General features: G+C 56.8%; 25 protein-coding genes. 12 read left to right on the forward strand and 13 right to left on the reverse strand.

Annotation, left to right across the window (positions count from 1 at the left end; translation table 11 throughout):
* Positions 1 to 64: 64 nt before the first annotated feature.
* Genes J2I48_RS01915 through pcaD form a run of 5 tightly spaced genes read right to left on the reverse strand, consistent with a single transcriptional unit; the run spans position 65 to position 3,898 of the window.
* Entirely contained in the window at positions 65 to 1,429 is a 1,365-nt protein-coding gene (locus J2I48_RS01915; protein ID WP_207333676.1) for a 3-oxoacid CoA-transferase, read from the reverse strand.
* Positions 1,426 to 2,049 carry a protocatechuate 3,4-dioxygenase subunit alpha gene (gene pcaG / locus J2I48_RS01920; protein ID WP_207333677.1) on the reverse strand — a complete coding sequence of 208 codons (624 nt, stop codon included), beginning with the start codon at positions 2,047 to 2,049 and terminating at the stop codon, positions 1,426 to 1,428. Before pcaG ends, J2I48_RS01915 begins: the two co-directional genes overlap by 4 nt.
* Positions 2,049 to 2,729, reverse strand: a complete 681-nt coding sequence (gene pcaH, locus J2I48_RS01925) for a protocatechuate 3,4-dioxygenase subunit beta (RefSeq protein WP_207333678.1) — start codon at positions 2,727 to 2,729, stop codon at positions 2,049 to 2,051. Before pcaH ends, pcaG begins: the two co-directional genes overlap by 1 nt.
* Before the next feature lies 1 nt (position 2,730).
* Positions 2,731 to 3,111: a 4-carboxymuconolactone decarboxylase gene (gene pcaC, locus J2I48_RS01930; protein ID WP_207333679.1), complete on the reverse strand. Its 381-nt coding sequence runs from the start codon at positions 3,109 to 3,111 to the stop codon at positions 2,731 to 2,733.
* Positions 3,104 to 3,898, reverse strand: coding sequence for a 3-oxoadipate enol-lactonase (gene pcaD, locus J2I48_RS01935; RefSeq protein WP_207333680.1), 795 nt, complete (start codon positions 3,896 to 3,898; stop codon positions 3,104 to 3,106). Before pcaD ends, pcaC begins: the two co-directional genes overlap by 8 nt.
* Positions 3,899 to 4,024: 126 nt before the next feature.
* Between pcaD and J2I48_RS01940 the strand changes: the two genes are divergently transcribed.
* A complete protein-coding gene (locus J2I48_RS01940) occupies positions 4,025 to 4,912 on the forward strand; it encodes a helix-turn-helix domain-containing protein (RefSeq protein ID WP_207333681.1) in 888 nt (295 codons plus the stop codon).
* A 392-nt stretch (positions 4,913 to 5,304) separates the two neighbouring features.
* On the opposite strand, the gene pcaB is transcribed toward J2I48_RS01940, so the two are convergent.
* Genes pcaB through J2I48_RS01960 form a run of 4 tightly spaced genes read right to left on the reverse strand, consistent with a single transcriptional unit; the run spans position 5,305 to position 9,435 of the window.
* Positions 5,305 to 6,378, reverse strand: coding sequence for a 3-carboxy-cis,cis-muconate cycloisomerase (gene pcaB, locus J2I48_RS01945; protein WP_207333682.1), 1,074 nt, complete (start codon positions 6,376 to 6,378; stop codon positions 5,305 to 5,307).
* Between the two features lie 20 nt (positions 6,379 to 6,398).
* Positions 6,399 to 7,166 carry an SDR family NAD(P)-dependent oxidoreductase gene (locus J2I48_RS01950; RefSeq protein WP_207333683.1) on the reverse strand — a complete coding sequence of 256 codons (768 nt, stop codon included), beginning with the start codon at positions 7,164 to 7,166 and terminating at the stop codon, positions 6,399 to 6,401.
* A gap of 36 nt (positions 7,167 to 7,202) precedes the next feature.
* Positions 7,203 to 8,246 (reverse strand): SMP-30/gluconolactonase/LRE family protein, encoded by a 1,044-nt coding sequence (locus tag J2I48_RS01955; protein ID WP_207333684.1) that lies wholly within the window; start codon positions 8,244 to 8,246, stop codon positions 7,203 to 7,205.
* Positions 8,233 to 9,435, reverse strand: a complete 1,203-nt coding sequence (locus tag J2I48_RS01960; RefSeq protein ID WP_207333685.1) for a 4-hydroxybenzoate 3-monooxygenase — start codon at positions 9,433 to 9,435, stop codon at positions 8,233 to 8,235. Before J2I48_RS01960 ends, J2I48_RS01955 begins: the two co-directional genes overlap by 14 nt.
* A gap of 182 nt (positions 9,436 to 9,617) precedes the next feature.
* Here J2I48_RS01960 and J2I48_RS01965 point away from each other — a divergent pair, with 182 nt between their 5' ends.
* Together J2I48_RS01965 and J2I48_RS01970 are read left to right on the forward strand one after the other, a co-directional pair.
* Positions 9,618 to 10,535, forward strand: coding sequence for an SMP-30/gluconolactonase/LRE family protein (locus J2I48_RS01965; RefSeq protein WP_207333686.1), 918 nt, complete (start codon positions 9,618 to 9,620; stop codon positions 10,533 to 10,535).
* A gap of 25 nt (positions 10,536 to 10,560) precedes the next feature.
* Positions 10,561 to 11,343 (forward strand): glycoside hydrolase family 16 protein, encoded by a 783-nt coding sequence (locus tag J2I48_RS01970; RefSeq protein ID WP_207333687.1) that lies wholly within the window; start codon positions 10,561 to 10,563, stop codon positions 11,341 to 11,343.
* 159 nt (positions 11,344 to 11,502) lie between these two features.
* Here J2I48_RS01970 and J2I48_RS01975 read toward each other — a convergent pair whose 3' ends face one another.
* Entirely contained in the window at positions 11,503 to 13,053 is a 1,551-nt protein-coding gene (locus tag J2I48_RS01975) for a S8/S53 family peptidase (protein ID WP_207333688.1), read from the reverse strand.
* A 92-nt stretch (positions 13,054 to 13,145) separates the two neighbouring features.
* On the opposite strand from J2I48_RS01975, the gene J2I48_RS01980 reads away from it, so the two are divergent.
* From J2I48_RS01980 to J2I48_RS02000, 5 genes are all read left to right on the forward strand, one after another.
* Positions 13,146 to 13,925 carry a hypothetical protein gene (locus J2I48_RS01980; protein WP_207333689.1) on the forward strand — a complete coding sequence of 260 codons (780 nt, stop codon included), beginning with the start codon at positions 13,146 to 13,148 and terminating at the stop codon, positions 13,923 to 13,925.
* Between the two features lie 42 nt (positions 13,926 to 13,967).
* Entirely contained in the window at positions 13,968 to 14,633 is a 666-nt protein-coding gene (locus J2I48_RS01985; RefSeq protein ID WP_207333690.1) for a hypothetical protein, read from the forward strand.
* A 167-nt stretch (positions 14,634 to 14,800) separates the two neighbouring features.
* Positions 14,801 to 15,739: a sensor histidine kinase gene (locus J2I48_RS01990; RefSeq protein WP_207333691.1), complete on the forward strand. Its 939-nt coding sequence runs from the start codon at positions 14,801 to 14,803 to the stop codon at positions 15,737 to 15,739.
* Positions 15,740 to 15,861: 122 nt separating this feature from the next.
* Positions 15,862 to 16,485, forward strand: coding sequence for a response regulator (locus J2I48_RS01995; protein WP_207333692.1), 624 nt, complete (start codon positions 15,862 to 15,864; stop codon positions 16,483 to 16,485).
* Positions 16,486 to 16,601: 116 nt separating this feature from the next.
* A complete protein-coding gene (locus J2I48_RS02000) occupies positions 16,602 to 17,201 on the forward strand; it encodes a DUF4082 domain-containing protein (protein ID WP_229375720.1) in 600 nt (199 codons plus the stop codon).
* A 3-nt stretch (positions 17,202 to 17,204) separates the two neighbouring features.
* Here J2I48_RS02000 and J2I48_RS02005 read toward each other — a convergent pair whose 3' ends face one another.
* The 3 genes from J2I48_RS02005 to J2I48_RS02015 all read right to left on the reverse strand — a co-directional run bounded on the left by J2I48_RS02005 (position 17,205) and on the right by J2I48_RS02015 (position 21,313).
* Positions 17,205 to 18,602: a sensor histidine kinase gene (locus tag J2I48_RS02005; protein ID WP_207333693.1), complete on the reverse strand. Its 1,398-nt coding sequence runs from the start codon at positions 18,600 to 18,602 to the stop codon at positions 17,205 to 17,207.
* 154 nt (positions 18,603 to 18,756) lie between these two features.
* Positions 18,757 to 19,383: a response regulator transcription factor gene (locus J2I48_RS02010; protein ID WP_207333694.1), complete on the reverse strand. Its 627-nt coding sequence runs from the start codon at positions 19,381 to 19,383 to the stop codon at positions 18,757 to 18,759.
* A gap of 13 nt (positions 19,384 to 19,396) precedes the next feature.
* Positions 19,397 to 21,313: a histidine kinase gene (locus J2I48_RS02015; protein WP_207333695.1), complete on the reverse strand. Its 1,917-nt coding sequence runs from the start codon at positions 21,311 to 21,313 to the stop codon at positions 19,397 to 19,399.
* A 222-nt stretch (positions 21,314 to 21,535) separates the two neighbouring features.
* On the opposite strand from J2I48_RS02015, the gene J2I48_RS02020 reads away from it, so the two are divergent.
* From J2I48_RS02020 to J2I48_RS02035, 4 genes are read left to right on the forward strand one after another with little or no spacing between them, the layout of a single operon-like run.
* Positions 21,536 to 22,180, forward strand: a complete 645-nt coding sequence (locus tag J2I48_RS02020; RefSeq protein WP_207333696.1) for a hypothetical protein — start codon at positions 21,536 to 21,538, stop codon at positions 22,178 to 22,180.
* Between the two features lie 14 nt (positions 22,181 to 22,194).
* Positions 22,195 to 22,872: a hypothetical protein gene (locus J2I48_RS02025; protein ID WP_207333697.1), complete on the forward strand. Its 678-nt coding sequence runs from the start codon at positions 22,195 to 22,197 to the stop codon at positions 22,870 to 22,872.
* 44 nt (positions 22,873 to 22,916) lie between these two features.
* The gene (locus J2I48_RS02030) at positions 22,917 to 23,348 is read left to right on the forward strand and encodes a hypothetical protein (protein WP_207333698.1); all 432 of its coding nucleotides are present in this window, start codon (positions 22,917 to 22,919) and stop codon (positions 23,346 to 23,348) included.
* Between the two features lie 27 nt (positions 23,349 to 23,375).
* The gene (locus J2I48_RS02035) at positions 23,376 to 23,765 is read left to right on the forward strand and encodes a hypothetical protein (RefSeq protein ID WP_207333699.1); all 390 of its coding nucleotides are present in this window, start codon (positions 23,376 to 23,378) and stop codon (positions 23,763 to 23,765) included.
* Positions 23,766 to 23,791 lie beyond the last annotated feature (26 nt).

Here is a 23,791-nt window from a genome sequence, read left to right on the forward strand (position 1 = left end):
AAGAGCAAAGAGCGAGGGGCAAATGGTAAAGAGCGAATACATGTCACTCTTCGCCACTCGCTTCTCACTCTTCGCTCCTTGCACTTCGCCCTTCGCTATTAAATTTCGCGTCAGTTTTGGCTCGGACGTCGGCCAGGGTGGCGCCGGGCATGAGTTCGAGCAGGGTGAGTTGTCCGTCGGGGTAGCCGAAGACGGCTAAGTCGGTGATGATTAAGTCGATAACACCTTCGGCGGTGAGAGGGAGCGTGCAGGCAGGAACGATTTTCGAGGTGCCGTCGGGGTCGTTGTGCATGAGCGTGATAATGAGCCTTTTGGCCCCCGATGCCAGGTCCATAGCGCCGCCCACGCCCAGCAGCGGCTTGCCCGGCACGGCCCAGTTAGCCAGGTTTCCGGCCTCATCGACCTCCAGACCACCCATGATGGCCACGTCGATATGCCCGCCGCGAATCATGGCAAACGAGTCGGCACTGTCGAAATAGCTGCTGCCGGGCAGGGCCGTCACCGGAATCTTGCCCGCGTTGACGGGGTAATCCATGGCTCCGCCGCCGTCTGCCGGGGGTGGACCAACGCCCAGCATCCCGTTTTCGGTGTGCAGAATAATGCCCTGTTCGGGCTGAATCAGGTCGGCCACCAAGGTGGGAATACCCACGCCGAGGTTGACCACGTCGCCGGGTTGTAACTCCTGAAACGCCCGCCGTGCCATGTTCATCCGCGCTTCGCTCACCTTGCGCGCGCTGCCCAGCGAAGCCGACGACCCCAGCATATCGGCCGACATGTGGGCCTGCACAAGGTAATCGACAAAGCAGCCCGGCGTATGAATCTGGTTGGGGTCGAGCGCACCCACGGGCACGATTTCTTCCACTTCGGCAATGACCAGGTCGGCGGCGGTGGCCATGGCTCGGTTGAAATTCTGTTCGGTCATGCGGTAGGTCAGGTTGCCCGCCGTGTCGGCCCGCCACGCCCGCACAAAAGCCACGTTGGCCCGGATGGCGGGAATGAAGACCTGCTCCACGCCGTTCAGCATCCTGGTTTCGCGACCTTCGGCCAGCATTGTCCCCGCCGACGTGGGCGTGAAAAACCCGCCGATGCCCGCGCCCCCGGCCCGGATGGCTTCGGCCAGCGTGCCCTGCGGCAGCAGTTCATACGCCACCGCCCCCGACTGCGCCGCTTTTACGGCATCGGGGTTGCTGGTAAAAAACGAGCCGACCATTTTGCGAAGCTGCCCGTTCAGCAGCAGCCGCCCGCCGCCCAGGCCTGGTTCGCCCACATTATTACCAATGAACGTGAGATCTTTCGTACTGGTTTGGGCCAGGGCGTGAAGCAGGTGAACGGGGTTGCCGGTCATGCCAAAACCGCCTCCCAGCAGCGTATCACCCGATTTTACCAGTGCCGCCGCCTCATCGGGGGTCAGAATAGGGACTTGTTTCATGGTGCAAACGCGAAGAATACGGTTTCGTTGTCGCCCTGCATGTGCAGGTTGAACGTGTAGGTCAGCTGCCCGTTTTGGTCTTCCCGATGGGCCAGCAACGTATGTCGGCGGGCGGGGTCAACGCTGTTCAGCAGGGCATCCTGCGCGTTGGCGTCGACCTCGTCTGAAAAGTACAGCCGGGTGAACAGGCCGCGCAACGAGCCGCGCATAAACAGCGTGACGTTGATGTAGGGGGCCGCATTCGCTCCCGCTACTACACCGGGTTTGAGCGTCGTGAACCGGAATTGCCCGTCGGGTAGGGTGCCTGTGCCCATCCGGCCAAAGCCGGTGAAACCGGGTTGCCCGTTGCGGGGTCCAATGGGCGCGAGGCGGTAGTGTCCCTGCGGGTCGGCCTGCCAGAGTTCCACCACGGCGTCGGGGATGGGGTTGCCCTGCCCGTCGTACACCCGCCCCTGGATAAAAATCCGTTCGGAGGCGGCGTAGTCGGCGGGGGTCTGGTCGCTCACCATGGCGTGGTTCATGAGGCTAGTGTAGGGGTAGCCATACTGCTCGGCGGTAAGGCTGTAGGCAAAAAAAGGCCCTACGGTCTGCGAGGGAGTTTCTCTTAGTAGGTGGGCCATTACTGAAACGGGGTTTTACGGTGTCCGTTCAGCACCATGTCGAACATGTAAGCCAGGGCAAACTCGGCCTCGGTATGGTCCATGCTAAACTGGGCGATGAGCAGTTCGCGGGCGGGCACGGGCGTGGACTGAAAAATGGGATCGAAGGCAAACAGCGGGTCGCCGGGGAAGTACATCTGAGTTACCAGCCGCTGTTCGAGGTGGTGGCCCAGCACCGAAAAATGGATGTGGTTGGGCCGCCAGGCGTTGTAATGGTTGCCCCAGGGGTAGGCGCCGGGTTTGATGGTGTAGAACGAATAGCGGCCTTCGGCGTCGGTCAGCACCCGGCCACTACCCAGAAAATTGGGGTCGAGGGGGGCATCGTGAATTTCGGCCTTGTGCACGTAGCGCCCCGCCGCGTTGGCCTGCCAGATTTCAATCAGGACGTTGGCCAGACCCCGCCCCTGCTGATCCATCACCCGGCCCGTTACCTTGATTCGTTCGCCAATGGGTTCGCCGTTGACGCGGGCGTTTTTGGTCAGGTCATGGTCAAATTCGCCCAGCACCGACTCCCCGAAAACTGGCATCGACACGTCGCGGAGGTGTTCAGGCACAAGCAGCAGCGGCCGGGTCGGGCTGCGCAAGATGGTCGATTTGTAGGCAGGGTACAGGTGCGGGGGGTGCACGTCGAGGTCGGGCATGTCAGGGATTCGTTTCGGTAAAGATGGCCTTGGCCAGTTTCATGGCTCCGTTCGTGACGGGTACGCCCGCGTAGATGGCCGTGTGCAGCAGCACTTCCTGCACGTCGGCGGGGGTAGCGCCGGTATTTTTGGTGGCCCGGATGTGCATGGCCAGTTCGTCGTCGTGCCCCAGCGCGGCCAGCAGCGCAATGGTGATCAGGCTGCGTTCGCGGGGAGTGAGGCCGGGCCGCGACCAGATGCTACCCCAGGCATTTTCGGTGATAAATTGCTGAAAATCAGCATCAAAATCCGTTTTATTGGTTTCGGCCCGGTCTACGTGGGCGTCGCCCAGTACGGCCCGGCGGGTGGCCATGCCCTGTTCATATAAGTCGTCTCTAGTCATGCAAAAAGTCGGCGATAAGGGTTGTCAGGCGGGCGGGATTGTCCACGCACGGCAGGTGGCCGGAGCCTTCCAGTTCGTGGTAGTCAGCCCCGGTAATCAGGTCGGCCAGTTGCCGCACCAGGGCGGGCGGGGTAGCCACGTCGCCGGTACCGACTATGCAGCGGGTGGGATGCCCAATGCGGCGGGCCTGCTCGGTGAGGTCAGCATCGCGGACGGCTTCGCAGCAGCGAATGTAGTCGGCGGGGGCACAGGCCATCAGCATCCGCCGAAAAATGGCTACCGTTGATGCATTATGTTGCCCAAAATCAGGCGTAAACCACCGTTCCATCACCTGACCCGACAGTTGTTCCAGCCCCAGCGTCTGCACCGCCCGGATGCGTTCGTCCCAGCTTTGCAGCGTACCAATGATATGGGCCGTATCGCAAAGAATCAGCCGTTCTACCCGTTCCGGCTGTTTGTCGGCCAGCACCAGCGCAATGCGCCCACCTACGGACAACCCTACCGGAATGCAGCGGTCAATGCCCAGCACGTCGAGCAGGCCGATGAGGTCGTCGGTGAAGGCGTCCATCGTGCCGGTAGCCAGTTGCGAGGCGGGCGTTCCTTCCGACAGCCCATGTCCACGCTTGTCGTAGCGAAGCATATTCACCGACGTGCCCAGCCGCTGAACTACCTCGTCCCAGATGCGCAAGTCGGTGCCCAGCGAGTTGATAAACACGAGGGTATGTGGCTGACCGTGGTCGGCCCACTGGTAGTGAACGGCGCGGTGATGCACTTGGGCGAACGGCATAGGCTTGGGTGAGGGTAACGGTACAAAAATAGGCGGGGCAGTCAGGAGGCGGTCAGGACAAACGAATGTAAACTAGCGACAAATCATACATAGCTTTGCCCCCGCCACCGACCCTACCCACTCGGCATGAAGCAAGTTATTCAGAATTACGATGGCCTCTACGGCGAACAGCACGCCGTGATCCTGCCCGACTTTGTGCAGATCGAACGGATCGAAACGCGGAGCTTTCAGCACAAGTGGGTGATCAAACCGCACATTCACACGCAGCTATTTCAGTTGTTCTGCGTAGAAACGGGCAACGGCACCGTCTGGTCGGACGCGGGCGAGATCCCGTTTTGTGGGCCGTGCCTGCTGCTCTTTCCCGAAAACACCCTGCATGGGCTGCGCTATGAGGTGGAGACGACCGGCTTTGTGCTCACTATTTCGGCCTCATTCATTGACGAACTGACCACGAAGATCCCAGCCATTTCGCTCGAAACGACACAGAATCAGGCCATCAGTCTTCAGCAGCAACCCGCGTGGTTCGCCTACCTGACCACCCTGCTCAACCGCCTGTCCGACGAAACGGCCGACACCCTGCTCGGCCGGGCGTTTGTGGTGCAGGCTCTGCTAGCGGCCCTGCTAACGGATGTATTCAGGTACGTGAAGCAACAAATCAAACCCGATTTCGCGCAAAAAAACCGTCGCCTGACCATTCTGAGGTTGTTTCAAAAAAGCATCCGGCATAGTCGCGATCCGCAAAAAAACATCGCCCATTATGCCGATGAGCAGCACATTACGGCCGTACACCTCAACCGCGTTTGCCGTGACCTGATGCAGAAATCGGCCATGCAGGTGGTGTATGACTATTTTTTGACTGAGGCCCGCAACTACCTCATCCACAGCGACTATACCGTTGCTGAAGTGGCCTACCGGCTCAACTTCACCGACCCGGCCTACTTCTCTCGCCTGTTCAAAAAACAAACAGGCTCCACCCCAAAAGCTTTCCGGCAGGCCAATCAGGTGGGATGCTGAGTGCTTGCTTTGCTATGTAGGTTGCTAACGCGTGGCCCTTCGACTAGGCCGGTCCGCCGGTGCGGTCCCCGACAGGCTCAGGGTGACAACACAATTGAATCAACTCAGTGAACCTGAATCCACGTCCCTGTCACCCTAAGCCTGTCGGGGACCGCACCGGCGGACCGGCCTAGTCGAAGGGCCACGCGTCAGCAACCTACAGCGCGACAGCAGAGGATCACTTAACACAAACAAGGCCCACCTCCCTGGCCTGTGTCCCCACAGGCCTACGCCGATGCAGGTACGCGATTGCTGACGCATGCGTAGGCCTGTGGGGACACAGGCCAGGGAGGTAGCTAAAAAATTCGTGTAACACTCAGCACCCAGCTTAGACAATCCAAACATTTCTTACTTCACCCAAGCTGTGACTTCATGCGGGCAGTATCTATTTCCAGGCTGCTGATGAGGTCGTTAGCGTGGTGCAGGTTTGCGGCGGTGAGGCGTAGCAGCTCACGCACCACGGCCCACTCGGCATGCCAGGGGCCGGCGGCGCGTTCGTGGGGTTGCAGCATGGTGCTTAGCAGCGTGGCTACCAGGGCGGGGGTGCGGTGGGCAATAGCCACCATAAACGTGCTCGACACCGGGTTGCGCTTGTGCGGCATCGACGACGACCCGCCTTTGCCGTCGGCGGCACCTTCGCGCACCTCCCCTACTTCGGTCTGCATCAGTAAAACGACATCGGTAGCCAGCTTGCCCAGCAGGCCGTTGATGGTGCCGAATGCGCCCGCCAGGTCAGCCACGCGGTCACGTTGGGTGTGCCAGGCATGGGTTGGACTGCCCAGGTTCAGCGCGTCGGCCATCGTTTCACTGATGGTTTTTTGGTGTTCGCCAAAACTGTCACCGGTGCCAACGGGTCCGCCTAATTGTAAAACAATCACCTCACCAGCAAGCTGTTGCAATTTACCTTTCTGCCGAACGAGGCCATCGAGCCAGGCCGTTGCCTTCTGGCCAAACGTGATGGGCAGGGCCTGTTGCAGCAGCGTTCGGCCCATCATGGGCGTGTGGACGTGGGCATTGGCCAGGCGGGTGAGCAGATCGGTTAGCTGGTGCAGGTCACTCAACAATAGCGCGATGGCCATGCGCAGTTGGCCCATCAGCACCGTGTCGATCACGTCCTGACTCGTGGCCCCGCGATGAACATAAGGGGCAGCTTCGGCGTCACGATCCGCCACCCGCGCCCGCAGGGCCGACACCATCGGAATAGCCGGATTGCCCGCCAGCAGCGTCTGTTGCCGAACGGCTTCCAGGTCCCAATCGCCTTCCGCGCAGACGGCCCGAATACTCGCCGCTGCGGATTCGGGAATCTCGCCAACGGCAGCCTGCGCCGTGGCCAGGGCCGCTTCAAAATCCAGCATCAACTGCCATTCGGCTTCGTCGGCCAGGATCGCCTCAATGGCCGGGGTGGTGAAAATCAGGTCTGCCAACATACAGCGGCGAATGTAAGCGATTAGGCGAACATGCCACCATCGACGGTCATGGCATGGCCCGTCATGAACGACGATTGGTCGGAACAGAGCCACAGCGCCACGTCGGCCACTTCGTCAGGGCGGCCCATGCGTTTCATGGCCTGATCGTTAGTGAACTTCACCTTCAGTTCGGGGTTGTTACGCAGGTTCAGCCGCCCGTCCATAATCATTGGCGTTTCAATGGCCGACGGGCAGAGGGCGTTCACCCGGATGTTGTTGGTGGCGTATTCAATGGCGGCGGTTTTGGTCATGCCCACAATAGCGTGTTTGGTGGCGCAGTAGCCAATGTTGTTGGGATGGCCCTTTAGCGCCGCCGCCGAAGCGATGTTCACGATGGTGCCGCCCCCCTGCTTCAGCAGTTGCGCCAGTTGTGCTTTCAGGCAAAACCAGGTGCCGTTGAGGTTTACGGCCACATTTTGCGCCCAGGCCGCGTCGGGGTACTCGTGCGTTGGGGCCGAAACGCCGCCCGTAACGCCCGCGCAGTTTACGGCACAGTCGAGCCGCCCCCACTCGGCTACGGCCCGCGCCACCATAGCCTCCACCTGCTGCTGCTCGGCAATGTTCACAGACATGAAAATAGCCGTACCACCAAGCGCAGCAATCTGATTGACAGTAGCTTCGCCCCCTGCCACGTTTACGTCGGCCACCAGCACACGCGCACCCTCGCGGGCGAAGGCCAGCGCCGTGGCCTGTCCAATACCCGATCCCGCGCCCGTAACCACGCAGACCTTATTTTCGAATCTATTCATCCTTTCGTAAAAAATAGGGCCGTTTATCGTCCCTCATCACCAGTGAATCATGGGTTGGCCAGCCACTGGCGACCGGAAATAAGGGACGGTGGTACCGCGCAGACTGCCCAGGTAAACCGTTTGCAGATCAGGCCCGCCGAAGGTAAGGCTCGCCAGCCAGGGAGCCAGTGTGCCCATGGTGGCCCCCAACATGTCGGGGGTTACGGCGCGGTTTTCGTAGGCCGTAAACAGGGCCTGTTTCGTCGCCGGATTCGACTCATCGAGTAATGTCAACACGTCGCCGTCGGGGGTAATGGCAATGAGTTGGTCGGTGAAAATGAGTGTCACCCAGAGGTTGCCGTACGCGTCGAAGGCAAAGCCATCTGGAAACCCATCCAGCCGCGACGGACCGTACACTTCCCGGTCGGTGAGGGTACCGTTGGGCTGTACCCGCAACCGCGAAATACGCCAGCTGGTGCTTTCCACCACGTAGAGCCACGCTTCGGCCGGGTCGAACCGGATCTCGTTGGTGCCGCAAAAGCCATCGGCTACGATTCGGACGCCGTGTTCATCCAGCAGGGCAATGTAGCCGTCAGTTGCCCGCGTGTTGATCTGGTCAGACCAGGGTTCGGTGCGGGTAGTGACGGTAAACCAGATGCGCCCTTTTGAATCACGCAACGGAAAATTGGCCTTGCCCAGCGATAGACCGTCTATTTCGGTGCAGAGGGTGGTCAGGTGCCCGGCGCGGGTCATGAGTTCCAGAGCGTTGGTACCCCAGTTAGCTATGATGAAATCGCTACCGTTTGGGGCCAGGCACAGCCCGTTGGGCAGCGACCCCTGCGCCTGAATGTAGCGGTTTTCATAGCCAGCAATTGCCTCCGGAGTATTGCCCGGCGCGTCCACGAAGGGCGAGATCAGCTGTTGCGAACCGTCGGGGTTGATTTTCATTACTCCCCCACGGGCATCGGCGGTCCAGATGGTGCCGTCGCGCTCGGCCAGAATACATTCCGGGCGTTGCAGATCACGCCCAAGGGTGCGTATAGCAGTCCGGTCTAACTGCCAGCCAATGAGGGGGTTTGGTCCTTTACTACCGAACGACATCAGCTGGATAGACCGTTTTCAGGCCCACGTAGTTTTCAGCAATGGTGGTGGCCATGGCCTTCGAGTAGACGATGTAGTCGAAGCGGGCCTGCTGGAGTTTATTCTCGAACGAACCGTGGGGGGCCTGCTTATGAAACAGGTAGGTCATGGTGTTGGAAAAATCCTGCACCCGCCACACCCGCCGCAGGCAGTCGGTGGTGTAGCTGTTCAGGCGGTGAGTCTGCCCTGTCTGGTAGGCCTCGATGAGGGCAGCGGCCATCAGCTGCACATCGGCTACGGCCAGGTTCAGGCCTTTTCCGCCCGTTGGGGGTACAATGTGAGCTGCGTCGCCCGCCAGAAACAGCCGCCCGTATTGCATGTTGTCGATCATGAAACTGCGCATGGGCGTGATACCTTTCTCGAAAATGGCACCCCGGTTTAGTTTGAAATCGGTGCCATCGCCCAGGCGCAGGTCCAGTTCGTCCCAGATTCGGTTGTCGGTCCAGTCGTCCATCCGCTCGTCGTTAGGCACTTGAAGATACAGCCGGCTCACGGTGGGCGACCGCAGGCTGAGCAGGGCAAACCCCCGCTCGTGGTAGGCATAGATCAGCTCGTCGGAGGCGGGGGCGGCGTGGGCCAGAATACCCAGCCAGCTAAACGGGTAGTCGATACGGTGCTCCTGGTAACTGCCGGCTGGCAGCGCGGCGCGGCTGATGCCGTGGTAGCCATCGCACCCGGCCACGTAGTCGCAGTGGAGGGTATGGGTAGCACCGCCCTGCTCGAACCGGACGCTGGGCGAGTGACCATCCAGTCCCTCGATCTGGGTAGCAACGGCCTCGAACCGAATAGCACCGGCCTGCGCTAACCGCTTTGCTATCAGGTCCTTAACCACCTCCTGCTGACCGTAGATCGTGATACACCGCCCGCCTGTCAGCTCAGCAAACGGCACCCGCCGCCGAACGCCGTTGAAGCTCAGGTACACGCCATGATGCTGAAGGCCCTCGCGGTCGAGGCGGTCGGCCACGCCCAGGTCACGCAGCAGATCGACGGTGTTTTGTTCCAGTAGCCCCGCCCGCACCCGTGATTCCACGTAGTCGCGGCTTCGGTTTTCCAGAATGACCGATTCGATGCCCTGTTGCGCCAGCAGCAGCGCGAGCGTAAGCCCCGCCGGGCCAGCCCCGATAATGCCAACCTGCGTCGTGATGTCCATGGGCAAACGTAGTGGTTTTGTCGAGACAAAAATGCCCCCCAGCCGCAGGATAGCTGCCGGATGAACAGGACAATTTCTTGCACAAAGCAAACGCCCCGACCAAACGGGCAGCGTAGTGAGGCAATACGGTAAAGTAGGTTGGGTTGATGCCTTTTCCTACAGGATAGTACATTAACCCTTATATGCACCACAACATCAGCTACGGCCTGGTAGCGGGCATCCTGCTCGTTCAATTGCTCGGCAGCCAGCCAATACACAGTCAGTCAATGGATTCAATCAGGACAGTAAAACCTGGTGCCGCGCTGGTGCAGGTGTCGAACCAATTCAAATTTACCGAAGGTCCCGCCGTTGATAAACAGGGCGTTATCTATTTCACCGACCAGCCCAACGACAAGATCTGGACCTACGGCACCGACGGTAAGCTGACCGTTTTCATGGACAAAACGGGCCGCTCGAATGGCTTGTTTTTCGACAAAAAAGGCACGCTCTACGCCTGTGCCGATGAGCAAAACGAGATCTGGGCCATCAGCCCCAAGGGCAACCACACGGTGGTGCTTTCGGCGGTGCAGGGGCGCAAACTCAACGGCCCCAACGACCTCTGGCTAGACAAAAAAGGTGGCATCTATTTCACCGACCCCTACTACCAGCGCGACTATTGGACCCGGAAAAAGCCGGAGATGGACGGGCAGAAGGTCTACTTCCTGCCCAACCGCAAACAGGAACCTATTGTCGTTGATGGCGACCTGAAACAGCCCAACGGCATTGTAGGCACGCCCGACGGCAAGTACCTCTACGTGGCCGACATTGGTGCCAGCAAAACCTACAAATACCAGATCAGCCCCGACGGCACGCTCACCAACCGGCAGCTGTTTGTGAACCAGGGTTCCGACGGCATGACGCTCGACAACCAGGGTAACGTGTATTTGACGGGGCGGGGCGTGACCATCTATGACCCGGCGGGCACCAAAATCGGGACCATCCCCGTGCCGTCGCGGTGGGTGGGCAACATCTGTTTTGGCGGCAAAGACCGCAACACCCTGTTCATAACGGCCTCTGAATCAGTCTACACATTACAAATGCAGGTAACGGGCGTTGAATGAACCTCTTTGCCTGTAGCTTTCCGTTATGAAACTCCTCCTCCCCTGCCTGCTGCTCTGCACCCTGGCCCACGCCCAGACCACCCCCACCCGCAAGCTCGTCTGGGCCGACGAGTTCACCAGGCCCGGCCTGCCCGACTCCACCAAGTGGGGCTACGACGTGGGCGGCAGCGGCTGGGGCAACCACGAGCTACAATTTTATACGAAAAGCCGCCCCGAAAATGCCCGCGTCGAAAACGGCTACCTCATTATCGAGGCCCGGAAAGAGACATACCAGAGCAGCCAGTATACCTCGGCGCGGCTCCTGACCAAAAATACCGCCACCTGGACCTACGGCCGGTTTGAAGCCCGCCTGAAACTCCCCGACGGGCGCGGCACCTGGCCCGCCTTCTGGATGCTGGGGCAGCAGGTAGCGCAGGTGGGCTGGCCCCTGGGTGGCGAAATCGACATCATGGAGCACGTTGGTTTCGATCAGGGCGTGGTGCACGGCACGATTCACAGCAAGGCCTACAACCACAGCATCGGCACCCAGAAGGGCAAGCAGACGCGGGTGCCCACCGCCTCCAGCGACTTCCATGTCTACGCCATCGACTGGACCGCTGACCGGATCGATTTCTACGTCGACGACCTGAAGTTCAACTCTGTCAACCGCACCGAATTGGGCAGCACCGAGGCGCAGTGGCCGTTTACCAAACCGTTTTTCCTGCTGCTAAACCTGGCCGTAGGTGGCGACTGGGGCGGCCAGAAAGGCGTAGACGAGACTATCTGGCCCCGCCGCCTGGAGGTAGACTACGTGCGGGTGTATCAGTAAGCAGCGGCGGGAATTGGTGGTGTGGCGTATCCCCCTTTTATGGGATGCACCGCCGGGGGTGATTGTTGCACCTTTGGCCCACAAAAATGCCCGACACTACCGGCTCCTCTGCGATGACAACCAGCCCCGTTCCCTGCCAGCAACAACCCGCCTACCAGCTTAGAGGCCCGTAGTGAGCAACTGATCTACCCGCAGCAGAAAGTTGGCCAGCGTTGGGGCCTGCCTAACGGCCTGTCCGCTACTGGTTAGGGCTGTCGTTGATTCCATTAGGCATTTCTTTAACTGCGGCGGTGTCAGCAACGGTTTAAGTCTGCTTTTCGCCCGTCGTTGTGCCGCCAGCATCAATCCGGCTACGTAGGCCGTGGCCCCCGAACTACCATCCAGTTGCGGGCTTGTGGCATCAGACGGCACGGCAACAGGTGGGGCATAGCACGACACGACAGCGCCAAAATTACTACTGAAGGTTGCCCCTGACGCAGCGAGTGTAACTCCCCCAATGAGCAAACCAGGCAGGGGAACATCAGCAGGAAGGAACTGGCCAACCAGACCGCTAGTGAGGTCAGTGGCTTCCCCTGCACTGCCGCCACCAGCCGAAAACAATACCAGCACCCCCCGCTTCTCCAGCCAGGTAGCCACACTGTGTACAGCCAAATCGAACAACACGGGCAGCTTGCGGCTCGTCCCCGACACCATAAAGTCGACGGACTGACTGATAAAAATGATGTCGCCCGAACGTAATGCCGTGATAACCGGACTGCCGAAGGCCATGCCGAACCGAAACGTACCACTGGTCAGTTTGGCCACGGGTGTCAGGAAAGGGTAAAAGCTGCTAACGTAGCGTAGCGTGGCCCCTGGCACAACCGACTGCACAACGTCCATCGATTTTTTACCGTGATCGTCGATATGATTGGCTGGTAAGTTGCTGAGGAAGTCGAATATCGGTTTGGTTTTCGTGTCGTTGACGGGTGGTGGAAGCACGGCCGTGGCCAGTTGGGTCAGGCTCTGGTTATCGGGCTTAGAAATATGCACCAATGTGGGTTGGGAAGCCAGGGTAGCAGCAGTAAAAGGCGTGGCTATGGGGAGCACAACGGGAGAAGGGGCGTTGGCGGGCGTAAAAAACCGGGCAGCGGGTACTTCCACACGCGACGACCCTATTGCCGTTAATCGCCTGGCAGAAAGGCCGTTGGGCAGAAAAACGTGCCTCAGTTGGATGACCTCACGAAGGGATCTCAACTCGGCAAGGCGGTTGGGTGCAACTAGCTGACTCAATTCAACCCGAATTAATTTGTCAACAATATCTAACGTGACTAATCGCAGCGACCAGTCAGTTTGCTCAAGCACTTCCGGTATGTCTATAAATGACTCCCGGTTGCCCGATCCCGATTTACCTATTTTCAAACGGACAGTTGGGTGAACACCGCCAGGCGTTGTAACGGAGGTCATGCCGGTACCGACAAAGATGAACAAACTCAAAAAAACGGACCGGTCGCCGGTCATGGTTAGTAATTCCGGCGCACGGTCGGTGAAGATCCACAGCAGCGAATTTAGCCCAAACCCAGTTGGCGCCGCTACGGGCGGCGCAGCAGGCGCGGGCAGCATCGTCTGCAAGGTGGTATCTGCCCTGATTGCCCCCTGTTGAAGCAAGGTCCGAACCTGTTGAAGATCATTTAAAAAAACAAGGTCGCTCTGGTTGATTTGAGTGGCTGGCATGGTACGGTTTGGTTGATTTTTTACCGTAAGCTAGCCCATTTAGTGTATCACTTACTTTCTTTTTACTTTACGTAGTCTAAACACACTCCCCCATGCAAGCCGTTGACAACCAGTTAGCCCAGGAGGCTTTCGACTTTTTCCTCAACTACCCCAACAACCCCGCCGCGCAGGCCAAAAAGATGGCCGAACTACAGCGCGGCCCTACCAACCTGACTGATTTTGAACAGCGGCTGATCGACTTTACGCAGGCGCGTTCTACCACCTTTACGCCACGGGTGCTGCCCAATGAGGAAAGATCAGTGGTGCAATATGTGGTCCCCAAAGCAACCATGCTCTGGATTGCCGATCATTTTGAGCAACTCCACTGCGTATGCCTGAAACTGTGTTTCGGACTAGATGCCAACCTCAACACCCACGTCATTGTGTCGGGGGGCTTCTATTGCCCCAATGGCAAGCCCACCATCGACCGGCTCGACGAACCCTACCGCCACCCCAGCGCATCGGGCAAGGGGCAGGGTGACTATTTTCTGGATTTCAACAAGCTGATCACACCTAAAGAAGCACAGGCGCAATTGGGCCGCTACCAGGAAACCGCCCCGCTGAGCGATCTGCACGGCTACGTAATGGACATTGTCACGTTCAAAAAGCTGCTTAACGATCCGGCAGTACTGGGTGGCAGTACACTAATCCGGCTTCGCTTCGGCATGAACAACACCGGCGACCACCCCGAAACGGCTATTTCGGGCCGGGCACAAAACCTGATGCTGGAACTTGCCCCCGCTGGTACGCCCATCTACTTCTGCTCCTCAGCCATCAAGAACGACGGCGACGCCTTCGATTGTCCACCTCGGCAACCCTGCAACGCACGATAATAGTTACGGTTGAACAAACATGATGATTAGCACGAATATGCTATGACTTTCTACGACGTCATCGATATTTTGTTCATGATTTTTTTTGGCGTAATCCTATGGCCAGTTGCTGTGGGGTTACGCCAATGGATGCATATAGGTAAAGCAAATCAGCTACTGACAATTTTTTTAGTGCTATTAATGTGTTTGGAAATCTACGCGTACGTTCTCGCAATATTTAAAATTCGCAACCATTATATTCATTATTTAAATACGCTTCTCATAATTTGGTTTACTGTTTTTTTCTATTCAATTGGCAAGAAGAATGTCTATCCATCATACCTATTAGCTGCAATTGTTAGTATATGTATTCCAGTGGAGATAATTGTCTTAGTTGGATACAATAATATTAATACAGTGACCGAGTTTGTAGCCCGAATGATACTAGTCGTCTATGCATTTAATGCTCTTAAATCTATAATAAAAGATTTGAACGACAGTCAAATACATCAAAACTCAAATCTATATATTCAACTTGGATTGTTCATTTATGGTTTCTTTTCGGCCATAACATCAATGTTTAAAAAATACTTCATTGAGACGGCCCTCGATCTTTATTTTTTCTGCGATACGCTTTCTTTTGTTATGGGGGCCGTAGCTTTTTGTCTGTTTGCTATAGGGCTGCGGCTCAGCACCAGTAAAAAAATTAATACATACGCCTCTTTATGAAACTGACGCTTTTTTTTGGCAGCTATCTATTTTGCTTAACGTTCTGCCAGGCACAGCGTATAGTTGTCAGTAGCATAGAGAGCAGACCACGGCTAAATGTAAATGAAAAAGCACTGCACTTTTCGCCACAGGATACCCTGATTAGGTTACCGTATAGGCAAAACAGTTTGCTCATTCACTTTAAATCACCCGGTAAATTGCCCGTATACGCCTACGGTGTTCGGTGGTTGCTAGCTGGCACAATCACTACACATGATAGTGTTCTGTTTCTACCAAACCTGCCCAACGGCGAGTTTATTATTAGCATAAGTGATCTGGCCAATCCGGCTGTTCAGTCGGCTCGGCTGCGTGTCATTGTAGAATCGCCATTATGGCTACGGTGGTGGTTTTTGCCGTTGATGTTCTTGTTCGGGTTGCTTTTTGTTAGTGCAGCGCTCTATCTTCTTTATCTGTACCGGCTGCGGCAGTTTCTACAGATGCAGCGGGTTAGAGACCGCATTGCCCGCGACCTGCACGACGACATGGGCAGCTACCTCAGCAGCATCAGCATCATGAGCCAGACCGCTCACCGCAATGCCCTCCGTAATCCCGAAAAAACACAACTGGCACTAGCCAGTATTGGTCAGACCGCCCGGCAGGTGATTGACCGCATGGGCGACATGGTCTGGAGTATCAACCCCGCCCACGACTCCATAAACGACGTGCTGACCCGCATGGCCGACGTGGGAAATAGCCTTTTCGGGACCACCGACGTGGTTTTCAATCTATCGGTAGCCGAGGCGGTGCGGCATGTGAGCCTGTCGGCCGAGGTGCGGCGCGAGTTTTTTCTGATTTATAAAGAGGCCGTCACTAACGTGGCTCGGTATGCCCAGGCCAGCAATGTTCGGGTAGCGGTTGAGGTCACGGGCAGCGGGCTGGTGCTCACCGTGCAGGACAACGGCTGTGGCTTCGACCCGGCCCAGCCCGACTATAAAAACCCCGGTGGGGGCAACGGCCTGCGCAACATGCAGGCCCGCGCCAAGCTCATCGGGGGTGAGCTGACCATCCAGTCAACAGCGGGTCAGGGCACTACTGTCAGGCTGATAGTTGGACAGGGAGGTGCATAGGCTGACGTATAGCCGCCCCGACCACTTACTCAACCGTTCGTTTATCCCATAAATATGGTAGTGTCAGACAGCCCAAAGCGGGTACCTTCGTTTACTAAACAACCAATAAAATTCACTTCACCATGGCCATCCGGGTAGCTATTTACGAAGACAATCAACCGTTGCGGGAGGCCCTCTCGGCCCTCATCACCGACGAAGACGACTACACTCTGGTAGGTGCCTTCGGCGACTGCCTTCATGCCAACGACCAGACCTACCGCCTTCAGCCCGACGTGATCCTGATGGACATCGACCTGCCGGGGCGCGACGGCATTCAGGCCGTAACGGGCCTCCACCGCGAGTTTCCCAACGTCGATATCCTTATGCTCACCGTTTTCGACGACGACGACCGTGTGTTTCGGGCACTTTGCGCCGGGGCTTCGGGCTACCTGCTCAAACAAACCACCCCCGACCAGATCCTGGAGGCCATCCAGTCGGTCTATGCCGGTGGCGCACCCATGACCCCCAGTATTGCCCGCAAGGTAATCCAGACTTTTCCTACCCGCATTGGCCATTCGGCCGACCTGGAACAACTCACCACCCGCGAAAGTCAGGTGCTCCAACACCTGGCCAAAGGCCTGAGCTACAAGCTGGTAGCCGCCGAACTGGGTATCAGCGTGGAGACCGTGCGGACCCATATCAAGCGCATTTACGAAAAGCTCCACGTCCACTCCGTTACCGAGGCCATTGCGAAGTATAGGGGCTGAGGGCAGGGAGCACGGAGCGGGGGTGGTTTTCACATCCCCTTTTTATGGGACGCGGCGGGGCAAAAAGCAGCGGAGCTTTACAGCGAATTAACTGGCTTTCCGCCGCTATCCCCATCATGAAAACCATCACTTCTTTCAGTAAGGCGCTTCAACTGAGTGTACTATCCCTCCTGATGCTGGCCTCGACAAGCTGCAAAAAAACCGCCGACGCCAACCCCGAAGAAACCCCCTTTACTAGTTTAGTTAAAGGCGATGCCACGCTGACATCCGGCGTCCGCACCTCAGGTCCGTGGGAGTTGGGCATCGTCTTCAACTCGTCGGTGGCAGGCAAGATTACCAAAGTGGGCAGCAAAATGCCCGAACCGGGTAGCTACCGCGTCATCATCTGGGACAACGACACCAAAGCGGTGCTACGCCAAAAGACAATCGAGCAGTCATCGCCCGACGTACTGACCATGGAGCCTATCGATGCCCTGACGGTTCCGGTAAACAAAAAGTACGTCATCAGCATCAATAGCCAGTCGGGCGGGACGAACAAGAAGTACGGCTATGTTTACAAGACGGGTGGCGGCGACTTCCTGCCTGTCAACAAGGGCAGTATTTTGGTGTTAAACTCGTGCTATCAGTCCGTCGCTACGGCCACGTTTCCCAGTGCTGCGCAGAATGTAAAGTACGAGTTCTACGGCTTTCCGGAATTTGCTTTTGTGGCTGACTAGTAATTAGTTAACACCCACAACTGATTGCTCCTGGTAGGCCTTCAGTTTAATGGGGCACGACAGCGTAAGCGTGGTGCCTTCGCCGGGGAAGGATCGGATGGACAGACTTCCGCCCAGATCGGCAGTCCGCTGGCGCAGGCTGGCCAGGCCATTGCTGCCTTCGGGTACTTCTTTTGGGTTGAACCCAACGCCGTCGTCGCTGACGGTGAGCCGCAGGTATTCGTCCAAGCAGGTCAGGCTAACCGACACGTGGCGGGCCGAGGCATGGCGGGCGGTGTTGTGCAGCATCTCTTTATAAATCAGATACACCGCCCGGTGCACTTCCGGGGCTAGTTCGGTGCAGGCATGGGCCGTGGGCAAGTCAAGCAGCAGTTCAACGGGCTGCCGGTCGAAAAGCGCGTAGGCGGTTTCGCGCAGGCGGTACACAAAATCTTCGCTGTTGGTGGGGCTGGCCGCCAGGCTCCAGACAATCTGCCGCATGGTAGACAGCACCTGCCGCGCCGATTCGCCAATGAGCCGGAGGGTGGCGCGGGCCTCGTCGGGCTGGCTCACCAACTGCCGGTCAGCCGCCTGACTCAGCATACTGATGCCGCTGAGGTCGCCGCCAATATCGTCGTGAAGGTCGCGGGCAATGTCGGCCCGGATGCGCTGAAGCTGCTGTTGTTTGCGTTCGTTTTCCTGCAACTGGGCAATCAGTTCGGCCTGCACAGCTACGCGCTCGCGCTCAGTTTGCCAGTTGCGCAACGACAGGCCCAGCGTGAAGCAAAGTACTTCCAGCACCACGCCAAGCTGCATAAAGCTGATGGGAAAGGTAAAGGCGCTATGCGGTTGTTTAGTAAACAGGGCAGGCACGTAATTACCCCAGAGAGCTATCAGGCAACCTGCCGTGAAGAAAAAAGACCCCACCACGAAGTAGATCATTACGGGTTGGCGCAACCGCAAAATGCGCGGCACTACCCACAAGGCAGCACTGGCCAGCACCAGCCGCGTGGCAATGTAAATGCCTGATCGTAACATCGGCGATCCGTTCATGAGGTATAATAGTGCCTCAATGATCATGTGACAACCCAGCAGCAGCAACATGGCCCGTAGCAGCCGGTCACTGGCGGGGTCGTTCTGTCGAAAGTCCATCAGGGCCATGGCAAACCGGATATACAGCGCAAAAGCAATACTTTCCGTCAAGGTGACCATATAACTGGCTCCGACCTGATAATCAGGATGTTCATACTCCAGATCGTCATACCTAAAGGTGATGGTCACACAGATGATATAGACGGCGTAATACGCGTAGACGGCCTTTTTTTGCTGCCAGTAGGACAGTGCTGCATAGACCGCCATCATCAGGAGCATCCCGTCGAAAAATAGCCGTAAGTGAGCGTACGTTACTGGCAAAATGGACATGGCATAGCGACGACCGGACGACGATTGGGTAGGGCACTTCGTTACAGAAACGGAAGATAGCTAACAACAGACTGCTAAACAAAAAATACCTAACTCGCGCAAGTATAAATACCTGTTTTCTTATGCGCTGTTGTAGCCTAAAACACGCTTCTGCTCAATACTTACCAAAAAATTTGTTTAGTGCCTCTACCTTATTATCGACGTGGAGTTTTTCATAGATATTGTAAATATGCTTTTTAAGCGTCTTCACGCTAATGAAAAGCTGATCGGCTACTTCATTGTAGGTCAGGCCCTTAGATAGCATCGTGAGCACGTCTACCTCACGGGGCGTGATGTGGTAGTCGGTGCGGGGCTGATCTTTGCGCTGCATCCGGGCCACAATCTTGCGGGCAATGTCGCTACTCATCGGCGACCCACCTTCAAACACCTCCCGGATGGCCGTCAGGAGCAGTTCGGGCTTGCTTTTCTTCAGTATGTACGAGTTGGCTCCGGCCTCCAGCGACTGAAATACTTTTTCATCTTCGTCGTAGATCGTGCACATGATAAACTCGACGTTGGGGCAGAGGGGCTTCAGTTTCCTGACGCAGTCGATGCCGCTGATATCGGGCAGGCCAATGTCCATCAACACCACGTCGGGCAGTAGTTCGGGAATTTTGCGCAGGGCTTCGCTACCCGTCGGGGCTACGCCTACGCAGGCATAGTCAGTGTCGCGGCTAACAATGGTTTGCAGCAGCAACTGAATATCGGGGTTGTCTTCAACGATGTATACGGTGATGGTCATTGGTCTTTGTGGCTTATATTCCCATCGGCGTCTGGATGCGCACCTGCGTGCCGTTGTCGGTGCTCCAGGTGATGCGGCCTTTGATGGCTTCGATGTTGCGGCGCATGTTGAGCAGGCCGTTGCTCCACTGGCGGGCAGGGGTACCCTCCATGCCTTTGCCGTTGTCGCGGATCAGGATGTGCAGTTCGTTCTCGACGGTAGCAATCACCAAATCTACCCGCGAGGCTCCGGCATGTTTCACCACGTTGTTAACGGCCTCTTTTACAGACTGGTACACGTTGCGTCGAATGATTCCCCTCAGTTCCCGCTGCGGTTCGGTGATGGTTTCGGTAAAGACCATCTGAATGCCCGCTTCGCCCAGAAACTCGGAACAGAATTTTCGGATATAGGCCACCAGGCTCTGCACGTTATCGTTGTTGACGTTGAGGCTCCAGACAATTTCGTTCATGCGCGTCGTCATCTCCGACGACGCTCTGGCGATGATCTGTACTTCGGCAGAATTGGGTTGGTCCTTCTGTTTCAGCAGTTCGCTGGCCAGCGAAATCGAGGTGAGAGCCGCCCCCAACTCGTCGTGAAGCTCCTGCGAAATTCGGCTGCGCTCTTCCTGCTGGGCTTCCATGCGGCCTTTCAGGGTGGCCCACTCGGCTTCCAGTGCCAATTTTGTCAGTTGCTCAGACGCCAGCATCTTGCGTTTTCGCCAGTACAGTACTCCTAACGTACCCAGCCCCGCCAGCAGCAGGCAGCCGGCAATCAGGGCGGCAATCAAGCTATTTTTCCGGTTGATAGCGTATTGATTATCAGCCAGTTGCTTCTCATGCGTCAGTTGCCTGACGCGTTCATGATAGGCCACCAGCTGCCGGTTTTTTTCGCCCTGATCAAACGCCAGCACGGCGGCGTTGTAACGTTCCAGGGCCGCCAGGGCTGCCGCCGGGCGGTTGGTTGCTTTCAGCAGGGCATACTGTGTCTGGTAAAATGACTGCCGCTCCAGCATCGGCAGCGAATCCGTATCGGTTAGTTTACTGGCAGCCACCAGATTACGCTCTGTTTCGGGTACGTTGCCCGCCTGCCAGTCGGTGCGGGCCAGCGAGATCAGGGGCATGGCGAGGTAGGCGGGCGGATACAGTTTTTTGGTCAGGTCATAGTAACGAACTACATATCGGCGGGCCTCGGCGGTCTGGTGTTTCGCCAGGAAATAGTCGCCCGCGTTTTTGAACAACTCCACCTGTTCCTGCCAGATTCGCGGTGGTTTACCAAGGGCCAGCCCTCTTCTGAGGTATGTGTAGGCCGTGGCGGTATCGCGCCGGGCCACTTCGTAACCGTACAGGTTCACATAGCCGCCAATGAGGTCGCCGGTGTCTCGGCGGGCCAGAGCGCGGCGCAATGATTTTAGCTGATAACTAACCGCCAGGTCATCGCGCTGCTGGTAGTGAAACAGGATGGCCAGGTTATTCTGGATCATCGGCAGGCGCGACGTGTCTTTTGTAAACGACTGATTGTCAATAGCTTTCAGATAATAGACAATGGCCGAATCGTTTTCTTCCTGGATCTGGTAGGCGATAGCCCGCGAAAAATACATTAGCATCCGAAACCGCTTTCGTGCAGGGTTCTGCACCAGGGCCAGCGCCGTGTCGCCCAGGCGATGAGCCAGCGCAAAATCACCTCGAAACGCAGCCCGGTTATACATTGCCTGGTTGTAGTAGTTAAACAATCCCTGCTCAAATCCAAGCTGCCGCGACAACTCACCCGCCTGCCGAATAAGCGCGTAGGCACTGTCGGGGCTGGTATTCTGCACTACATAGACCCGCTCAAACAGCCCGAACACCCGCGCCGAATCAGCTGCCGAGGTAACCTGCGCGGGGAAGTTGGGCTTCTCCCACTGGCAGGCGACCAAGCAACTGATGAGCAGGAGGAGACAGCTGAAGCGGTGCATAGGCAACACGTATAAACAGTTGTAAAAGTAAGCCTTCTGCCCTCGTCCCGGCTCGGTTGCTGCCTGCATATACTACAAAGGTAGTAGGCCCGTAAACCCACTGAGGATCAATATACTACTTTGGTAGTATGGTGACTGAGTAGACTACCGTTGACCTTTGTGCCGTACAAAAAAGAGCAACCCATGAAAAAAGTAGTCGGTCTTTTCGCTTCCATCCTCCTTATGAACACAGCCTCGCTTGCCCAGGACAACAAAGAACAGCTCGTCGACAAAATTGAGCAAAGCAACGTCTGGATGACCGGCTACGTGGTCGAGAAACTCTTTACCATCAACCTCTCCCCCACCATGTGGGAGGCCGTGCTGGCCGCACCCAGCCAGCCCCGTGGGCGCGACAGCTTCAAGCGCATGGCCCAGGCCATCGTCGATTTTTCGGACAAAGCAGGCTATACCTCGCTCGATGAGAAATGCGGTTTCAACGTGCAGACCGACAAAGCAAAGGAATACAAATCGACCTGTCAGGAACAGATTGACGGGCTGGCTAAGCGAATCACATTTAAGCTCGACGCCCCCAGCATTGCCAAAAACCCCGATTCGTTTAACCTCACCATGGGCTACCTGACCACCATTGCCGATTTCTTCGGATCGCGCAGTAAATACATTGCCGACGGCTGGCGGCCCAAAGGAGACAAACTCAACATCGTGCTGGCTCCCTTGGTCACGGCCACGGGCGTTAAGGTAGCCTGGAGCACCGACGGCCAAACCGTCACCGTGAGCGGCCCCGCCAACAAAGAAGTACCCGGCTGGAACGACGCCATCCTGAACGGATTAGCCAAGGGCGGGAAAGGCGGCGCGGCGGCGAAGAACTAACCAAATCTCACCCCATGAAAGTCAATTGGTTATTCCTATGCCTCGGTTTGGGGCTGCTGGCTTGCGGAAATGATACCACCAGCCGCACCGATACAACGGCGGAAGCAACGTCGGTCCAGGCAACGCCCGCCAACGAAGCTGAGGACACGGACAAGAACGTGTTGCACCAGATGCCGACCAGCAATCAGATCAACGAAGCCTACGAAGCCATTTTGGACAAAGCCGACGTGAAAGACCCCGAACTGATGGAGGTGCAGGTCAGCTTCAGCAAGAGCATCTCCAGTTCGGACCGGGACGATGCCAACCTGACCGTGAAAATGGTTTCCCCTCAGAACAAGAACAAGATTGTCTTTTATCGGTACGATTTCGACAAGCAGCAGGTTAGAGAACCCGTAGAGGTGACCCTCACAACGGGCATTGGCAGCACCGAAAAATTCATCGACACCTACGACGGCTTTAAGGCATCGCTCTTTAGAAAGTCGGACATTCTGGATTTCGACAAGGCCGACGATGTGTATAAGGATGCCATCGCTAAATCGGCGTATGGGGCCGATAAATGCTACGTAGATAATCTACAGTTCATGTACTTTCCCAATGGCCTTCACGGGCGCGTGGCGGTACAAAGCACCCGCAGTACTTCGGCCAGCAAGAGTTTCATCGTTGATAAAACCGGCCAAACCACACTTTACTAAGACAGCACATGAGTAGGCAGCGCATCATCATTACCGGGTTATTCATGGCCTTATTCAACGTATCAGGTTTCGCCCAGACAACCCAGAAAGAAACTCCCCGTCCGGAAATCGGCAAATATTGCAAGGTATACCGGGCGGGCGAAGGCCTGAAAGTGCTTTTGTTGCGGCTCGGTCCCGAAAGCAAAAACGAATCCATTGTGGCTCTCGACGGTTTTGACCACCCTTGGGATGGCAAATTTTTTAAAGCCAGCGTGGTCAAAGCCGACGGACGGCAGGAGTTTACGATCCAGAACAACGGGCGACCTTTTGTGGTCCTGGTGTTCCGCGAACGCTACGGGCAATCCACGCTTTTCGTGCCCAAATACGGCACCGAAGAAACCGAGCGGCCCATCGCCTATTCGGAAGATCTCTCGGCCGAATGCAAGCCCGACATTCTGCTGTCGCAGTATTTGAATCAGCAGGCGGGTAAAAAGTAATCGTCACCCATACATCAATCAACTCCCATGTTTGAGAACAAGTTACCAACCGCTGCCCTCTTGCTGACCCTGCTGGGTAGTACGCTTACTGGCTGTGGCACCAAAGACAAGACAACCACCACCACGCAGAAAACCACTGCCACCGCCGAGGGCCCCAGTAACAGCGCCAGTGCCAGCGGCGTTGATGCAGCCATTGACGACTACGAAAAAATGGCCGTCGAGTATAAAGACCTAATGGTGAACGTAAAAAAAGGCGATACGAAAGCCATGCAGCAAATGCAGACGTTTTCGCAGAAAATGATGGCGGCCAGCAAGAAGATTCAGGAGCAGGCACAGAGCCAGGGCATGACCCTAACCGCCGAACAACAGGCCCGCCTGAAAAAAGTAGGCGAATCGTTCAATCAGGCCGCTCAGTAGCGCACTTTGTCCGTTACTGCTGGCTT

This window comes from Fibrella aquatilis, assembly GCF_017353255.1.
Classification (GTDB): Bacteria; Bacteroidota; Bacteroidia; order Cytophagales; family Spirosomataceae; genus Fibrella; species Fibrella aquatilis.

Excerpts from the sequence above, each read along its gene's own strand:
- J2I48_RS01915 (WP_207333676.1), bottom strand. The coding sequence starts at position 1,429 with ATGAAACAAGTCCCTATTCTGACCCCCGATGAGGCGGCGGCACTGGTA.
- pcaG (WP_207333677.1), bottom strand. The coding sequence starts at position 2,049 with ATGGCCCACCTACTAAGAGAAACTCCCTCGCAGACCGTAGGGCCTTTT.
- pcaH (WP_207333678.1), bottom strand. The coding sequence starts at position 2,729 with ATGCCCGACCTCGACGTGCACCCCCCGCACCTGTACCCTGCCTACAAA.
- pcaC (WP_207333679.1), bottom strand. The coding sequence starts at position 3,111 with ATGACTAGAGACGACTTATATGAACAGGGCATGGCCACCCGCCGGGCC.
- pcaD (WP_207333680.1), bottom strand. The coding sequence starts at position 3,898 with ATGCCGTTCGCCCAAGTGCATCACCGCGCCGTTCACTACCAGTGGGCC.
- J2I48_RS01940 (WP_207333681.1), top strand. The coding sequence starts at position 4,025 with ATGAAGCAAGTTATTCAGAATTACGATGGCCTCTACGGCGAACAGCAC.
- pcaB (WP_207333682.1), bottom strand. The coding sequence starts at position 6,378 with ATGTTGGCAGACCTGATTTTCACCACCCCGGCCATTGAGGCGATCCTG.
- J2I48_RS01950 (WP_207333683.1), bottom strand. The coding sequence starts at position 7,166 with ATGAATAGATTCGAAAATAAGGTCTGCGTGGTTACGGGCGCGGGATCG.
- J2I48_RS01955 (WP_207333684.1), bottom strand. The coding sequence starts at position 8,246 with ATGTCGTTCGGTAGTAAAGGACCAAACCCCCTCATTGGCTGGCAGTTA.
- J2I48_RS01960 (WP_207333685.1), bottom strand. The coding sequence starts at position 9,435 with ATGGACATCACGACGCAGGTTGGCATTATCGGGGCTGGCCCGGCGGGG.
- J2I48_RS01965 (WP_207333686.1), top strand. The coding sequence starts at position 9,618 with ATGCACCACAACATCAGCTACGGCCTGGTAGCGGGCATCCTGCTCGTT.
- J2I48_RS01970 (WP_207333687.1), top strand. The coding sequence starts at position 10,561 with ATGAAACTCCTCCTCCCCTGCCTGCTGCTCTGCACCCTGGCCCACGCC.
- J2I48_RS01975 (WP_207333688.1), bottom strand. The coding sequence starts at position 13,053 with ATGCCAGCCACTCAAATCAACCAGAGCGACCTTGTTTTTTTAAATGAT.
- J2I48_RS01980 (WP_207333689.1), top strand. The coding sequence starts at position 13,146 with ATGCAAGCCGTTGACAACCAGTTAGCCCAGGAGGCTTTCGACTTTTTC.
- J2I48_RS01985 (WP_207333690.1), top strand. The coding sequence starts at position 13,968 with ATGACTTTCTACGACGTCATCGATATTTTGTTCATGATTTTTTTTGGC.
- J2I48_RS01995 (WP_207333692.1), top strand. The coding sequence starts at position 15,862 with ATGGCCATCCGGGTAGCTATTTACGAAGACAATCAACCGTTGCGGGAG.
- J2I48_RS02000 (WP_229375720.1), top strand. The coding sequence starts at position 16,602 with ATGAAAACCATCACTTCTTTCAGTAAGGCGCTTCAACTGAGTGTACTA.
- J2I48_RS02005 (WP_207333693.1), bottom strand. The coding sequence starts at position 18,602 with ATGTCCATTTTGCCAGTAACGTACGCTCACTTACGGCTATTTTTCGAC.
- J2I48_RS02010 (WP_207333694.1), bottom strand. The coding sequence starts at position 19,383 with ATGACCATCACCGTATACATCGTTGAAGACAACCCCGATATTCAGTTG.
- J2I48_RS02015 (WP_207333695.1), bottom strand. The coding sequence starts at position 21,313 with ATGCACCGCTTCAGCTGTCTCCTCCTGCTCATCAGTTGCTTGGTCGCC.
- J2I48_RS02020 (WP_207333696.1), top strand. The coding sequence starts at position 21,536 with ATGAACACAGCCTCGCTTGCCCAGGACAACAAAGAACAGCTCGTCGAC.
- J2I48_RS02025 (WP_207333697.1), top strand. The coding sequence starts at position 22,195 with ATGAAAGTCAATTGGTTATTCCTATGCCTCGGTTTGGGGCTGCTGGCT.
- J2I48_RS02030 (WP_207333698.1), top strand. The coding sequence starts at position 22,917 with ATGGCCTTATTCAACGTATCAGGTTTCGCCCAGACAACCCAGAAAGAA.
- J2I48_RS02035 (WP_207333699.1), top strand. The coding sequence starts at position 23,376 with ATGTTTGAGAACAAGTTACCAACCGCTGCCCTCTTGCTGACCCTGCTG.